At 68.1% G+C, this 13,792-nt stretch carries 12 protein-coding genes; 5 read left to right on the top strand and 7 right to left on the bottom strand.

Going from position 1 to position 13,792, the window contains the following annotated elements; all coding sequences use genetic code 11:
* The first annotated feature begins 45 nt into the window (after positions 1-45).
* The gene (locus QZ709_RS03665) at positions 46-855 is read left to right on the top strand and encodes a potassium channel family protein (protein ID WP_294635982.1); all 810 of its coding nucleotides are present in this window, start codon (positions 46-48) and stop codon (positions 853-855) included.
* Between the two features lie 35 nt (positions 856-890).
* Here QZ709_RS03665 and pyrC read toward each other — a convergent pair whose 3' ends face one another.
* Entirely contained in the window at positions 891-1,934 is a 1,044-nt protein-coding gene (pyrC, locus tag QZ709_RS03670; protein WP_294635983.1) for a dihydroorotase, read from the bottom strand.
* Between the two features lie 113 nt (positions 1,935-2,047).
* Here pyrC and QZ709_RS03675 point away from each other — a divergent pair, with 113 nt between their 5' ends.
* Complete coding sequence (locus QZ709_RS03675) at positions 2,048-2,878, top strand: prohibitin family protein (RefSeq protein ID WP_294635984.1); 831 nt, start codon at positions 2,048-2,050, stop codon at positions 2,876-2,878.
* Positions 2,879-2,892: 14 nt separating this feature from the next.
* Here QZ709_RS03675 and QZ709_RS03680 read toward each other — a convergent pair whose 3' ends face one another.
* The gene (locus tag QZ709_RS03680) at positions 2,893-4,722 is read right to left on the bottom strand and encodes an ABC transporter ATP-binding protein/permease (RefSeq protein ID WP_294635985.1); all 1,830 of its coding nucleotides are present in this window, start codon (positions 4,720-4,722) and stop codon (positions 2,893-2,895) included.
* Positions 4,723-4,775: 53 nt separating this feature from the next.
* Here QZ709_RS03680 and QZ709_RS03685 point away from each other — a divergent pair, with 53 nt between their 5' ends.
* Together QZ709_RS03685 and QZ709_RS03690 are read left to right on the top strand one after the other, a co-directional pair.
* Positions 4,776-5,198: an acyl-CoA thioesterase gene (locus QZ709_RS03685; protein ID WP_294635986.1), complete on the top strand. Its 423-nt coding sequence runs from the start codon at positions 4,776-4,778 to the stop codon at positions 5,196-5,198.
* A 133-nt stretch (positions 5,199-5,331) separates the two neighbouring features.
* Positions 5,332-6,063, top strand: a complete 732-nt coding sequence (locus tag QZ709_RS03690; protein WP_294635987.1) for a 2OG-Fe dioxygenase family protein — start codon at positions 5,332-5,334, stop codon at positions 6,061-6,063.
* 12 nt (positions 6,064-6,075) lie between these two features.
* Here the strand turns inward: QZ709_RS03690 and QZ709_RS03695 are convergent, their stop codons facing one another.
* Positions 6,076-7,050: a GGDEF domain-containing protein gene (locus QZ709_RS03695; protein WP_294635988.1), complete on the bottom strand. Its 975-nt coding sequence runs from the start codon at positions 7,048-7,050 to the stop codon at positions 6,076-6,078.
* A 160-nt stretch (positions 7,051-7,210) separates the two neighbouring features.
* Between QZ709_RS03695 and dmeF the strand changes: the two genes are divergently transcribed.
* Positions 7,211-8,251, top strand: coding sequence for a CDF family Co(II)/Ni(II) efflux transporter DmeF (gene dmeF / locus QZ709_RS03700; RefSeq protein ID WP_294635989.1), 1,041 nt, complete (start codon positions 7,211-7,213; stop codon positions 8,249-8,251).
* 21 nt (positions 8,252-8,272) lie between these two features.
* On the opposite strand, the gene QZ709_RS03705 is transcribed toward dmeF, so the two are convergent.
* The 4 genes from QZ709_RS03705 to QZ709_RS03720 form a co-directional block, all read right to left on the bottom strand.
* Positions 8,273-9,049, bottom strand: coding sequence for an enoyl-CoA hydratase (locus tag QZ709_RS03705; RefSeq protein WP_294635990.1), 777 nt, complete (start codon positions 9,047-9,049; stop codon positions 8,273-8,275).
* Between the two features lie 65 nt (positions 9,050-9,114).
* The gene (locus QZ709_RS03710; protein WP_294635991.1) at positions 9,115-10,014 is read right to left on the bottom strand and encodes an alpha/beta fold hydrolase; all 900 of its coding nucleotides are present in this window, start codon (positions 10,012-10,014) and stop codon (positions 9,115-9,117) included.
* A 71-nt stretch (positions 10,015-10,085) separates the two neighbouring features.
* The gene (locus tag QZ709_RS03715) at positions 10,086-11,309 is read right to left on the bottom strand and encodes an acetyl-CoA C-acyltransferase (RefSeq protein ID WP_294635992.1); all 1,224 of its coding nucleotides are present in this window, start codon (positions 11,307-11,309) and stop codon (positions 10,086-10,088) included.
* 18 nt (positions 11,310-11,327) lie between these two features.
* Positions 11,328-13,727: a 3-hydroxyacyl-CoA dehydrogenase/enoyl-CoA hydratase family protein gene (locus QZ709_RS03720; RefSeq protein WP_294635993.1), complete on the bottom strand. Its 2,400-nt coding sequence runs from the start codon at positions 13,725-13,727 to the stop codon at positions 11,328-11,330.
* Between the last annotated feature and the right edge of the window lie 65 nt (positions 13,728-13,792).

A 13,792-nucleotide genomic window follows, 5' to 3' on the forward strand; every position in this document is an offset into this window, starting at 1 on the left:
CATCCGCCTCTGCAGCCTTTCCGGGCCCCCGCGCCCGGCTACGCCATGCCCAGACGCTTCGGCCGCTTCGACGCGGCCCATTCTCCGTGGCCGATGCTGATCGCCCTGATCGCCAGCGTGCCGGCCTTCTACGACTCGATGATGCCGACGCCGGCCACCTGGGCGACGTGGATGTACCTGCTCAGTGGCACGGTGGTGCTGGTGTCGGCGTGGCGGGTGCGGCGGGCGGTCCGCTTGCGGGGGACTGCGCCGGACGAGCACAGCAGTGTGTGGGGTCACCACCCCATGGAGTTGCGGCTCGACTGGTTTCTGGGCGGGGCCCTGTTGCTCAACGCCGTGCTGCCGCAGAGCAACGAGTCCGAGCCGGCGCTGATCTGGCGTCTGGCCATCGCGGTGCTGATGCTCTATCGGCTGCTGAAGATCAGCAAGCCGCTGTTCACCGAGACGGGGCTGGCGCGGCTGCTCGCCATGGGCGCCACCGTCATCGGCCTGTGCGGCATCGGCTTCTACTGGCTCGATCCGGGCGTCAGCTCCTTGCACGAAGGGCTGTGGCTGGCCTTCTCGACCGCCGCCACGGTGGGCTATGGCGACGTCGTGCCGACCAGCACGGCCTCGCGTGTGTTTTCGGTGTTCGTGGTGCTGCTGGGCTACGGCCTGCTGTCGCTGGTCACGGCCAGCATCGCCGCGATGTTCGTGGGCACGCAAGAACGCAAGGTCGAGCGCGACATCCTGCGCGACATGCACACGCAGATCCGCTCACTGCGCGAAGAAATCAGCGGCCTGCGCAACGAAGTCCATGCCCTGCGGGCAGAGCGGGCCGCCCGCACCCCACCCGGCCCGAACGAGGGCCCCTGAGCCCCCGGGGTACGCTGTCAGACACGAACGGAACGTCAGCGCAGACGCCAGCGCAGCGTCTCGCCGCCACGCAGCGGCTTGATGACCGCCTCGCCGAAGGGCAGGCTTTCCGGCACCACCCAGTCTTCTCGCGCCAGCGTGATGCGGTCGGTGTTGCGCGGCAGCCCGTAGTAATCCGGGCCGAAGAAGCTGGCAAAGCCCTCCAGCTTGTCGAGCGCACCGGCGGCTTCGAAGGCTTCCGCATACAGCTCGATGGCACACGGCGCGGTGTAGCAGCCGGCGCAGCCGGAGCTGTGCTCCTTCAGGTGCGAGGCGTGCGGCGCGCTGTCGGTGCCCAGGAAGAACTTGGGGCTGCCGCTCGTCGCGGCCTGCACCAGAGCCAGGCGGTGCTCTTCGCGCTTCAGGATGGGCAGGCAGTAGTAGTGCGGGCGCACGCCGCCCATGAAGATGGCGTTGCGGTTGTACAGCAGGTGCTGCGGGGTGATGGTGGCGCCCACGAAGCGGTCGGCCTCGGTCACGTACTGCGCGGCCTCCTTGGTCGTGATGTGCTCGAACACGATCTTCAGCTCGGGGAAGTCACGGCGCAGCGGGATCAGCTTGTCGTCGATGAAGGCCTTCTCGCGGTCGAACACGTCGACCTCGCTGTCGGTCACCTCGCCGTGCACGCACAGCACCAGGCCCTCGCGCTGCATGGCTTCCAGCACCTTGTAGGTCGTGCGCAGGTCGGTCACGCCGGCATCGCTGTTGGTGGTGGCGCCGGCCGGGTAGAGCTTGAAGGCCACGGCGCCCATGGCCTTGGCGCGGGCCGCCTCGTCGGCCGGGGTGTTGTCCGTCAGGTAGAGCACCATCAGCGGCTCGAAGGCCACACCGGCCGGCACCGCCGCGCGGATGCGGTCGCGGTAGGCCACGGCCTGCTCGGCCGTCGTGATCGGCGGACGCAGGTTGGGCATGATGATGGCGCGGGCGAACTGCGCCGCCGTGGCCGGCACGACCGAAGCCATGGCCGCGCCATCGCGCACGTGCAGGTGCCAGTCGTCGGGGCGGGTCAGGGTCAGCGTGGCGGGCGCGGTGTCGGTCATGGCAGAGCGGGTACGGGTGTGGAATCGGCCGCTATTTTCGCACCGCCGCCGGCCCGCGCAGCCATTACGATGCTGGCCAGGCCGCCATCCGAGCGGCTGCATCAGGAAGGACCATGACCTCGCTTTCTTCTCCATCCCGCGTGGGCCCGGTGCTCAAGGGCGCGCTGTACATCGGCGGCGCGCTCTTCGCGCTGTCTCTCCTCAACCCTGTGGTCGTCATCACCGCCGGCGAGCGCGGTGTCAAGACCACCTTCGGCAAGCCCGACGACGCCGTCTACGAGCCCGGCATCCACTTCAAGGTGCCGCTGGCGCAGTCCATGCATCTGATGGACGTGCGCATCCAGAAGGGCGAAGGTGAAGGCGACGCGGCCTCGCGCGACCTGCAGTCGGTGCACACGCGCATCGCCATCAACTACCACCTCGACCCGCGCCGGGTGGTGGACGTGTTCCGCTCGATCGGGCCGAGCACCGACATCGCGGCCGACCGCATCATCATCCCGGCCGCGCAGGAGGCCGTGAAGGCCGTCACCGCGCGCTTCACGGCCGAGGAGCTGGTCACACGCCGCACCGAGGTGCGCGATGCCATCGGCGGCCTGCTCAAGCAGAAGATGGAACGCCACGGCCTCGTCCTCGACGAATTCGCCATCGTGAACTTCGCGTTTTCGCGCTCGTTTGCCGAGGCCATCGAGGCCAAGGTCAAGGCCGAGCAGGAAAAGCTCAAGGCCGAACGCGACCTGCAGCGCATCGAGGTGGAAGCCAAGCAGAAGGTGGCCTCGGCCAAGGCCGAAGCCGATGCGCTGGCCCTGCAGCGTCAGCAGGTCACACGCGAGCTGCTGGAGTTGCGCAAGGTCGAGAACGAACGCGAGGCCATCCGCAAGTGGGACGGCAAGCTGCCCAACGTGACCGGGGGCACCGTGCCCTTCATCCAGGTCAAGCCCGACTGACAGCCCCGACCGCGTCAGCCTTCGCCGCCGGCCTGCTGCAGCCGCCACATCTGCGCATAGCGGCCGTTGGCGGCCAGCAGCTGCGGGTGGGTGCCGCGTTCGATGATGCGGCCCTGCTCCATCACCAGGATCTCGTGCGCGTGCACGATGGTCGACAGCCGGTGCGCGATCACGAGCACCGTCTTGCCCTGGCCGACGGCCGCCAGCTCGGCCTGGATGGCGCGCTCGTTCGCGGAATCGAGCGCCGAGGTCGCCTCGTCGAACACGAGGATGGGCGGGTTCTTCAGCAGCGTGCGGGCAATGGCCACGCGCTGCTTTTCACCGCCCGACAGTTTCAGGCCCCGCTCGCCCACCATGGTGTCGTAGCCCCCGGGCGTGGCGGTGATGAAATCGTGGATGTGCGCGGCCTTCGCCGCCTGCTCGACCTCGTCGCGCGACGCGTCGGGCCGGCCATAGGCGATGTTGTAGGCCACGGTGTCATTGAACAGCACGGTGTCCTGCGGCACGATGCCGATGTGGCGGCGCAGGCTGTCCTGCGTCAGGCTGCGCACGTCATGGCCATTGACGGTGATGCGCCCGCTCTGCACGTCGTAGAAGCGGTACAGCAGGCGCGCCAGTGTCGACTTCCCCGAGCCCGACGGCCCCACCACGGCCACCGTCTGCCCACCGGGGATCTCGAAGCTCACGTCGTGCAGGATGGGCCGCGCCGGATCGTAGGCAAACTGCACGTGGTCGAAGCGCACGGCCGGGGCCTGCTGGTCCTTGAGCAGCAGCGGGCGGGCGTCGGCGGCATCGGCCACCTCGCGCTCGCGCGCCATCAGCGTGAACATCTTGTCGAGGTCGGTCAGCGACTGCTTGATCTCGCGGTAGATCACGCCCAGGAAGTTCAGCGGGATGTACAGCTGGATCATGAAGGCATTGACCATGACCAGGTCGCCCACCGTCATGCGGCCATCGACCACCCCCTGCGTGGCGCGCCACAGCATCACGATCAGGGCTGTCGCGATGATGGTCTGCTGCCCGGCATTCAGCAGCGACAGCGTCTGCTGCGTGCGCACCGCGACCTTGCGCAGGCGCTCGAGTGCCTCGTCGTAACGCCGGCCTTCGAAGGCCTCGTTGTTGAAATACTTGACGGTCTCGTAGTTCAGCAGCGAATCGACCGCGCGCGTGTGGGCCTTCGAGTCCAGCTCGTTCATTTCGCGGCGAAAGCGCGTGCGCCAGCTCGTCACCCCCACCGTGAACGCCACATACCCCACCAGCGCCACCACGGTGATCCACACAAAGGCCATGTCGAACTTCGTGCCCAGCAGCGTCAGCACCAGCGCCACCTCGATCAGCGTGGGAACGATGCTGTAGAGCGAGTAGGAGATCAGCGAGTGCACGGCCCGGGTGCCGCGCTCGATGTCACGCGTCATGCCGCCGGTCTGGCGCTCGAGGTGGAAGCGCAGGCTCAGGGCATGCAGGTGCGAGAACACCTCGAGCGAGATGCGACGCGCGGCGCCCTCGGTGGCCTTCGCAAACACCAGCTCCCGCAGCTCGGTGAACACCGAGGTCGACAGCCTCAGCAGCCCGTAGCCCAGCAACAGGCCCGCCGGCACGGCCAGCAGGGCTTGCGGGCTGCTCGCGTCCGGCGCCAGACGATCGACCAGGTTCTTGAGCACCACCGGCACGCCCACGTTGGCCAGCTTGGCGCCCACCATGAAGGCCAGCGCCAGCAGCACCCGCCCCTTGTAGGCCCACAGATAGGGCCACAGACGGGCCAGCGTCTGGCGCTCGCCATGCTGGGCGACGGGAGCAGCGCCGGCAGGGGCGTCGGCGGCGGGAACGTGTGCGTAACGGCGCATTCTGGAACAATCACGGATCAGACCGAAGAAGCAGATTGTCTGCCCGATTGCCCATGACCGTTGTCCCTCGCCCCAACACCCTTCTGACCCCGCCCGAACTGCACCCCGACATGGAGCTGGTGATGCGGGTCATGCCCATGCCCAAGGACGCCAACGGCAACGGCGACATCTTCGGCGGCTGGATCATGGCCCAGGTCGATCTGGCCGGGTGCGTGCTGCCCGGTCGCATCTCGCGCGGCCGTGTCGCGACCATCGCCGTCAACGAGTTTGTTTTCCGCAATGCGGTGTCGGTGGGCGACCTGCTGTCGTTCTACGCCCGCATCGAATCGGTCGGCCGCACCTCGATGAAGGTGCACGTCGAGGTCTGGGCCGAACGCCAGCCCACCGACCCGATCCTGGTGAAGGTCACCGAAGCCCACGTCACCTACGTCGCGATCGACCGGGAAGGCAAATCGCGGCCGGTCCAGGCCGAGTGAGGCGGGCACGGCAGCCGGCACCCGACACCTGCGCGGGCCGGCTTGCTGCAGCGCAAGCCTTGTGCAGCGGCAGGCCCGTGACGCCGCCCTGACGCCACGGGGGCGCGGTGGACTGTGAGACCATCGCGGTCTTATGGAAGCGCTGACCTCGACCTCTTTCGACCTGGTTCCGGATGCCCTGCGTCAACAGGGCTGGGCCCTGATCCGCCCTGCCGTGCTGCTGGACTGGCTGCACACCGACGCGGCCGCGGCCGACGCGGTGCACACCAGCTGGAACGACCTGCCGCCCGACCAGCATCTGAAGGATGGCGGGCGCTACCGCTTCCGCCGCCACAGCTGCTACACGCTGGACACCGCCGCCGGTGATCTCGTCCAGGTGCCGCACCGGGCCCACTGGCAGCCCGTGACGTACAACGCCCTGCATGGGGGTTTTGAGCGCTGGTTCGAACCGGTGACGCCCGCCGTGAGCACGCACCCGCTGTGGCAGGCGCTGCTGAAGCAGACCGGCCAGCTGCTGGCCCAGGTCAAGCCGGTCGATCGCTGGTACATCGAGGCCCACCAGTTCCGCGTGGACACCACCGGCGGTATCGGCCGCCCCACGCCGGAAGGCGCGCACCGCGACGGCGTCGACTTCGTGGCCGTCTTCATGCTCGAGCGGCATGACATCAAAGGGGGCGAAACCCGCGTGTTCGAAGCCGATGGCCCGCACGGTGTGCGCTTCACGCTCAATGAGCCGTGGAGCCTCATGCTGATCGACGACGAACGGGTGATCCACGAGTCCACGCCCATCCAGCCGCTGGGCGACCACGGTTGGCGCGACACGCTCGTGCTGACCTTCCGCCAGGGCGGCTTCCAGGGGCCCTGAGGCCCGCCGGCGTCACGCTCGGCGCCAGTCCTTGTGCAGCAGGTGGCGGCCCTCATTCGGGGCCACGACCACCCGGTCGCGGCCCGTGCGCTTAGCCGCGTACAGGCCTTCATCGGCCCGGCCCAGCACCTGGGCCCAGTCCTCGTCGGGCAGGCTGCGCGCCAGACCGATGCTGACCGTCAGCCGCAGCGGACCGTCCAGCGTGTCGACGCAGGTCTGCGCGACCACCAGGCGCAGGCGCTCGGCCACGCCCTGCGCATCTTCGAGCTCGGTACTGCCCAGCACCACCAGGAACTCTTCGCCGCCGATGCGGCCCACGCGATCGCCGTCGCGCAGGTTCTGCCGCAGGCAGGAAGCGACGCGGACCAGGGCCTCGTCGCCGATGGCGTGGCCGAAGCGGTCGTTGATCGATTTGAAATGGTCGACATCGACCATCAGCAGGCACAGCGGCAGGCGTTGCTGCCGGCGGTCGGCATGCAGGCCTTCGAGATGGCTCAGGATGGCGCGGCGGTTGAACAGGCCGGTCAGGGCATCGAGGTCGGCCAGGTCGGACAGCCGCCGCTCCAGGTCCTTGCGCTCGGTGATGTCGAGGATGGTGCCGACCAGGCCGCAGACCTCGCCGTGCTCGTCGCGCACCGCGGCCTTGTAGAACAGCACGTGGCGGCGCTGCCCGTCCGGGCGCTGCACCTGGGTCTCGTAACGCTGCTCGCCGCCGCTGCGCATCAGGGCCTCGTCGGCTTCTTCGTAGATGCGGGCCAGGTCCGGCGGAGAGAGGTCGTACACCGTCAGGCCGATCAGCTCGCCCGGCTGCTTGCCCATCAACTCGGTGAAGGCCCGGTTGCAACCCTGATACCGGCCGCTCCGGTCCTTGAAGAAGACCGGCGTCGGCAAGGCATCCAGCACGGACTGGACAAGTGCGGAGGGCAGACGGATGTCGAACAAAGCGGCCCCGGGCAGGCTGGCGACGGATGGTGGATCGGCCGACAAGACGACCGTATCGTTACATTATGCGCCCGCCGTTGGCTATGACGCCACCCTGTCACAGCGGTATCGGCAATTTCCCGCATCCAGAAGAGGACAGTTGCGAGACACTGCCTGGACAGGATGGCCACCCGTCTCTGCCGCCCCCTTTCCGACGCGCCGCCCCATGTCCGCCCCGCATCCCCACATCGAATCCACCCATCTCGGGCACGACCACCTGTTCCATGCCCCGGCAGACGGGGCCGAGCGAGGCACCCGCATCGTGCTGGTCATCACCCTGGTCACCATGGTTGTGGAGATCGTGGCCGGCTGGCTCAGCGGGTCCATGGCCCTGCTGGCCGACGGCTGGCACATGAGCTCACACGCCGTGGCCATCGGCCTGGGGGTGGTGGCCTACGCCACCGCGCGCCGCTATGCGCGCGACCCCCGCTTTGCGTTCGGCACCTGGAAGGTCGAGATCCTGGGCGGGTTCGCCAGCGCGGTGCTGCTGATGGCCGTGGCCGGTCTGATGGTGTGGGGCTCGGTCGAGCGCCTGCTGCAACCCGTGCCCATCGCCCACCGCGAAGCGATGGCGATCGCGGCGCTGGGTCTGCTGGTCAATGCGGCGTGTGCCCTGATCCTGATGCGGGCCGGGGGCGGCCATCACCATCACGGGCATCATCATGGCCACCATCACGCGGATCACCACGGCCCAGCCTGCGCGCACGATGCCGCTCACGGGCACGAACACGGGCACGCCCATGCGCACGCCAACCACGGCGCGCCGGCGCGAGACCTGAACCTGCATGCCGCCTATGTGCACGTCCTGGCCGACGCCCTCACCTCGGTGCTGGCCATCGTGGCGCTGGCCGCCGGCTGGGCCTGGGGCTGGAACTGGCTCGACCCGCTCATGGGTCTGGTCGGGGCGGCGCTGGTGGCCCGCTGGGCGCTGGGCCTGATCCGTGAAACGGGGCTGATCCTCATCGACCGCGAGATGGATCACCCGGTCGTGGACGAGATCCGGGACGTGCTCGACGTGCCTGGCGACCCGCACGGCACCCGGCTGACCGACCTGCACGTCTGGCGTGTCGGTCAGCAGGTCTATGCCTGCGCGCTGACGCTGACCACGCGCGACACCACGCTGACGCCGGACGAGGTGCGCCGCCGGCTGTCCCTCCACGAAGAGATCGTGCACATCACGGCCGAGGTCCACCACGAAAGGGGCTGAGCGTCCTCAGCCCCGCGGCGCTCAGCACTTCGAGAAGTCGGGCTTGCGCTTTTCCATCACCGCGCTGATGGCCTCCCGGGCGGCCGGGCCGCGCAACAGCTCACCGAAGGACTGGAACTCGTCGATCATGGCCTGGGCCAGACCGGTCATCGGCTTCTTCATCAGCGCCTTCGTGGCGCGCAGCGAGGTGGCCGGCTTGGCGGCCAGCTTGGCAGCCTGCGCCTGGGCGTAGCCGTTCACTTCGTTGGGCGGCAGGATGCGGTTGACCAGGCCCATCTCCAGCGCCTCGTCGGCGTAGAAGGCCTCGCCCAGCAGCAGCTTTTCGGCGGCACGCTGGTAGCCCAGCAGCTGCGGCAGCAGCAGGCTCGAGCCGCCCTCGGCGCACACGCCCAGGTTGACGAACGGCAGGCTGAAGGCCGCGTTGTCACCCGCGTAGACCAGGTCGCAGTGCAGCAGCAGCGTCGTGCCGATGCCCACGGCCGGGCCGCACACGGCCGCCACCACGGGCTTGGGGAAGGTGCGCAGCGCTTCCAGGAAGCGCACCACCGGGGCCGGCTCGGCGCCCGGAGACAGGTCGGCCGGCTTGCTCAGGAAGTCGGCCAGGTCGTTGCCCGCGGTGAAGACCTCGACCGCCCCCTGGAACACCACCACGCGCACGGCGTCGTCCTGGGCGGCCTCGGTCAGGGCGTCGGCCAGCGCCGAGTACATCGCGGTCGTGATCGCGTTCTTCTTCTCGATGCGGTTGAAGGTGAGGGTCAGCACCGCGCCTTCGACGTGGGCGAGGATGGGATCGGACATGAGAGGTCTCCTGAAGGATGCGGTTCGAGAGGCAGGGGCCGGAATCAAGGCGCCATGTTAGGGCGTCAGGCGGCCTGCCGGGAGGATTCAGCCGTGTCGGCCTGCGGTGTCACGCCCAGCCAGGCCAGGCTGTGTGCCCAGCCGCGCGGGCCCGTGCGAGCGTGAAAGAAATCGAAGTGGCCCACGCGCGCCGCCCCGATGTCCTGCGGACGCAGGTGGAGGTCGCGCACGGTGGTGCCGGTGTAGCCCGCGTGCACGGCGCGGATCCCGCGCGCGCTGGCCATCGTGTCGTCGGTGAAGAGCACGGCCGTGATCGGCTTGCGCACCGCGGCGTACGCGGCCACGACCTCGGGCCCTTCGCTGAACAGGAAGTCGGGGCTGGCACACCAGCGCTTCCACTGCGCGACGATGCCCCGCGGCAGGTCACCCACCGCGTTGATCCGCCGCCCGGCGAAATAGCCATGACGCGCCACGCTGAGCGGCACCACCACATGCCAGAACAGCCCCATCCACGGCCGCAGCCGCGGCGCCAGATGGCGCGTGAAGCCGCTGCCGCTGCCCAGCGTCACGACGTGGTCGATCTGCGGGTGCTGCGGCATCATCCCGAACAGGATGCCGCCCATGCTGTGGCCGAACCAGCTGATGGGCAGACCCGGGTGGCGTTCGCTCACCAGCGCCATGATGGCCGGCGCATCGTGCCGCGCCCAGTCGGTCAGGCGGGCGCGGTAACGCTTCAGGTCGGCCGGGGCCGACTCGCCCATGCCGCGCCAGTCGAGCGTGTAGACCACGCAACCATGGCCGGCCAGCCAGCGTGCATAGCGGTCATAGAACGACTGCGGCACACCCAGCGCCGGCGCCACGATGACGGCGCGCGGCACCGTCGCCCCCTCCAGCGGCCGGTAGGCCCGGGCCGCCAGCGTGTGGCCATCGTCGGTGTGCAGGTGGAGGTGTTCGAGGTGTTCCATGGTGGCAAGGCGTTCAAGAAAAAGCCCGCACGGCGGCGGGCTTTCTCAGGCGTGCAGCGCGATGGGGCCGATTACAGGCTGTCCACGCGCTCGAAGATGCCGGCAGCGCCCTGGCCGGTGCCGATGCACATCGTCACCATGCCGTACTTGCCGCCGGTGCGACGCAGGCCGTGCACCACGGTGGCGGCACGGATGGCACCGGTGGCACCCAGCGGGTGACCCAGGGCGATGGCGCCGCCCATCGGGTTCACCTTGGCGCGGTCCAGCACGTGGCCCTTGCTGTCGAGGTCCTTCAGCACGGCCAGCGACTGGGCGGCAAAGGCTTCGTTCAGCTCGACCCAGTCCAGGTCCGAGGCCTTCAGGCCGGCGTATTCCAGGGCCTTGGGGATGGCTTCGATCGGGCCGATGCCCATGATCTCGGGCGGCACGCCCTTGACCGCGAAGGCCACGAACTTGGCCAGCGGCTGCAGACCGTACTTCTCGCAGGCTTCCTTCGAAGCCAGGATCAGGCAGCCAGCGCCGTCCGAGGTCTGCGACGAGTTGCCGGCCGTGACCGAACCCTTGGCAGCGAACACCGGGCGCAGCTTGGCCAGGCCTTCCATCGAGGTGTCGGGGCGCGCGCCTTCGTCACGGGTGATGACCTTCTTGGTGACGGTCACTTCGCCGGTCTCGAGGTTGGGCGTGCGCACTTCCACTTCGATCGGGGTGGTCTCGGCGTCGAACCAGCCAGCCTGCTGGGCGGCGATGGCGCGGCGGTGCGATTCCACCGAGAAGGCGTCCTGCTCTTCACGGGTGACTTGCCACTTCTCGGCCACCTTCTCGGCGGTCATGCCCATGCCGTAGGCGATGCCGACGTTCTCGTCGACGTTGACCACGGCCGGGTTGAACGAGGGCTTGGAGCCGCCCATGGGCACCATGGACATCGATTCCACGCCACCGGCGATCATGACTTCGGCTTCACCGACGCGGATGCGGTCGGCGGCCATCGACACGGCGGTGATGCCGGCCGCGCAGAAGCGGTTCACGGTGGCACCGGCCACGGTCTTGGGCAGCCCCGACAGCAGCGCGGCGATCTTCGCCACGTTCATGCCCTGTTCGCCTTCGGGCATCGCGCAGCCGATGATGGCGTCTTCGATGGCGGCCGGATCCAGCGAGGGAACCTGCTTCAGGGCGTTCTTGATGGTGGCGACCAGCAGGTCGTCAGGACGGGTGTTCTTGAACACGCCACGGCCCGACTTGCCGATCGGGGTGCGGGTGGCGGCAACGACGTAGACGTCGCGGAGTTGCTTGGACATGTGTGTGTCTCCGATCGATCAGTTGCGGACAGGCTTGCCGGTCGACAGCATGCCCATGATGCGTTCTTGCGTCTTGGGGTTGTCCAGCAGCGTGCAGAAGTGCTTGCGCTCCAGAGCGTGCAGGTATTCCTCGCTCACCAGGGTGCCGGCATCGACGTCGCCGCCGGTCAGCACATCGGCGATGCACGAGCTGATGTAGTAGTCGTGCTGGCTGATGAAGCCGCCATCACGCATGTTGATCAGCGAGGACTGCAGCGTGGCCTTGACGCTGCGGCCCGCCACGGGGATCAGCTTCTTGGCCGGGGCGCGGTAGCCCGACTCGTACATGGCCTTGGCCTGGGCGATGGCCACGTGCAGGACCTCGTCCTTGTGCGGCACGATGATGTCGCCGTCGATCAGGTAACCGAACTTGCGCGACTCGATCGCCGAGGTGCCGACCTTGGCCATGGCCGCAGCTTGGAAGCCTTCCTTCAGGAAGCCCATCAGTTCGCCACCGACCTGACCCGACACGCCCTTCGACGGCTCGAGCAGCTCGGCTGCGCGGCGGGCCAGGTAGGCCAGGCCACCACCGCCAGGGATCAGGCCCACGCCCACTTCGACCAGGCCGACGTAGGTTTCCATCGCGGCCACACGCTTGGCAGCGTGCACGGCCAGCTCACAGCCACCACCCAGGGCCAGACCGTGCATCGCAGCCACGGTCGGGACGTTGGAGTAGCGCAGCGACAGCATGAAGTCCTGCAGCTGCTTCTCGAACGGAGCGATGGCCTTGCCGCCGCCCTGCATGAAGGCAGGCATCATGGACTGCAGGTCGGCACCGGCCGAGAACGGACCGTCCTGCGACCAGATCACCAGGCCCTTGTAGCCGGCTTCGGCCAGCTCCAGGCCCTTGGTCAGGCCCGAGGTCACCTCGGCCGAGATGGTGTGCATCTTCGACTTGATCGAGGCGATGACGACTTCGTCGTCCAGGGTCCACAGGCGGATCGCAGCGTCTTCGAACAGCGTCTTGCCAGCGGTGGCGGCCGACGGGGCGTTCGAGCCCAGCACGTTCTCACGGAAGTACTGACGCTCGTAGACGGGCAGGTTGCGCACCGGCACGTACTTGCCCAGCTTCGGGGCCCACGAACCTTCGGCGGTGTGCACACCGTCGCGGCCGTCGAACACCCAGGCGGGCAGCGGCGCCTTCGACAGGGCCTTGCCCTCGTCGATGTCGGCCTTCACCCATTCAGCGACCTGCTTCCAGCCGGCTTCCTGCCACAGCTCGAACGGGCCCTGCTTGGCACCGAAGCCCCAGCGCATGGCGAAGTCCACGTCGCGGGCGGTCTCGGCGATCGATTCCAGCGTGACGGCAGCGTAGTGGAAGGCGTTGCGCAGGATGGCCCACACGAACTGGGCGTGCGGGTGGCTCGACTCGCGCAGCGCCTTCAGACGCTCGGCGGCCGGCTTCTTCAGGATCTTGCTGACTTCTTCGTCGGCCTTGCCGCCGGCGGCACCGTACTCACCCGTGGCAGCGTTGAACTGCAGGATGGTCTTGCCTTCCTTCTTGAAGAAGCCCTGCTTGGTCTTCTGACCCAGGAAGCCCTTCTCGATCAGGGTGGTCAGGGCAGCGGGGGTTTCGAACGCGCCGTTGAACGGGTCGTCCTTGGCGCCGTTCTGCAGCGTCTTGATGACATGGGCCATCGTGTCCAGGCCCACCACGTCGGCGGTGCGGAAGGTGGCCGACGAGGCGCGGCCCAGCTTCTTGCCGGTCAGGTCGTCGACGACGTCATAGCCCAGGCCCGAGCGCTCGACTTCGCGGAAGGTCAGCAGCATGCCGGCCACGCCCACGCGGTTGGCGATGAAGTTCGGGGTGTCGTAGGCGCGGATGACGCTCTTGCCCACGGCCGAGGTCGAGAAGGCTTCGAGCTGGTCGACAACTTCCGGCTTGGTGTATTCGGTGGGGATCAGTTCCAGCAGCGCCATGTAGCGCGGCGGGTTGAAGAAGTGGATGCCCAGGAAGCGCGAACGCAGCTGCTCGGGCAGCACGTTGGCCATGGCGGTGATCGACAGGCCGGACGTATTGGTGGCGAGGATCGCGTTGTCGTTCACGAACGGGGCGATCTTCTTGTAGAGGTCTTCCTTCCAGTCCAGACGCTCGGCGATGGCCTCGATGATGAGGTCGCAGCCGCGCAGGACTTCCAGGTGCTCTTCGTAGTTGGCCTGCTGGATCAGCGCGGCGTCTTCGGCCACGCCCAGCGGAGCCGGCTTGAGCTTCTTGAGGTTTTCAACGGCCTTGGTGACGATGCCGTTCTTCGGCCCTTCCTTGGCAGGCAGATCGAACAGCACGACCGGCACCTTGCAGTTGACCAGATGGGCCGCGATCTGGGCACCCATCACGCCGGCGCCGAGCACGGCCACCTTGCGGACATTGAATCGACTCATGTTTTCTCCTGGCAGAGATTTTGGAAAGAGGAGAGAGACCGAAGGGCGGCCCCGCCTGCACGGGG

It is taken from the genome of uncultured Aquabacterium sp. (genome assembly GCF_913773725.1).
Taxonomy (GTDB): domain Bacteria; phylum Pseudomonadota; class Gammaproteobacteria; order Burkholderiales; family Burkholderiaceae_C; genus Aquabacterium.

What these genes read in the sequence shown, in the direction of transcription:
- QZ709_RS03675 (WP_294635984.1), top strand. Translation starts at nt 2,048, where the DNA reads ATGACCTCGCTTTCTTCTCCATCCCGCGTGGGCCCGGTGCTCAAGGGC.
- pyrC (WP_294635983.1), bottom strand. Translation starts at nt 1,934, where the DNA reads ATGACCGACACCGCGCCCGCCACGCTGACCCTGACCCGCCCCGACGAC.
- QZ709_RS03720 (WP_294635993.1), bottom strand. Translation starts at nt 13,727, where the DNA reads ATGAGTCGATTCAATGTCCGCAAGGTGGCCGTGCTCGGCGCCGGCGTG.
- dmeF (WP_294635989.1), top strand. Translation starts at nt 7,211, where the DNA reads ATGTCCGCCCCGCATCCCCACATCGAATCCACCCATCTCGGGCACGAC.
- QZ709_RS03705 (WP_294635990.1), bottom strand. Translation starts at nt 9,049, where the DNA reads ATGTCCGATCCCATCCTCGCCCACGTCGAAGGCGCGGTGCTGACCCTC.
- QZ709_RS03715 (WP_294635992.1), bottom strand. Translation starts at nt 11,309, where the DNA reads ATGTCCAAGCAACTCCGCGACGTCTACGTCGTTGCCGCCACCCGCACC.
- QZ709_RS03680 (WP_294635985.1), bottom strand. Translation starts at nt 4,722, where the DNA reads ATGCGCCGTTACGCACACGTTCCCGCCGCCGACGCCCCTGCCGGCGCT.
- QZ709_RS03685 (WP_294635986.1), top strand. Translation starts at nt 4,776, where the DNA reads ATGACCGTTGTCCCTCGCCCCAACACCCTTCTGACCCCGCCCGAACTG.
- QZ709_RS03690 (WP_294635987.1), top strand. Translation starts at nt 5,332, where the DNA reads ATGGAAGCGCTGACCTCGACCTCTTTCGACCTGGTTCCGGATGCCCTG.
- QZ709_RS03665 (WP_294635982.1), top strand. Translation starts at nt 46, where the DNA reads ATGCCCAGACGCTTCGGCCGCTTCGACGCGGCCCATTCTCCGTGGCCG.
- QZ709_RS03710 (WP_294635991.1), bottom strand. Translation starts at nt 10,014, where the DNA reads ATGGAACACCTCGAACACCTCCACCTGCACACCGACGATGGCCACACG.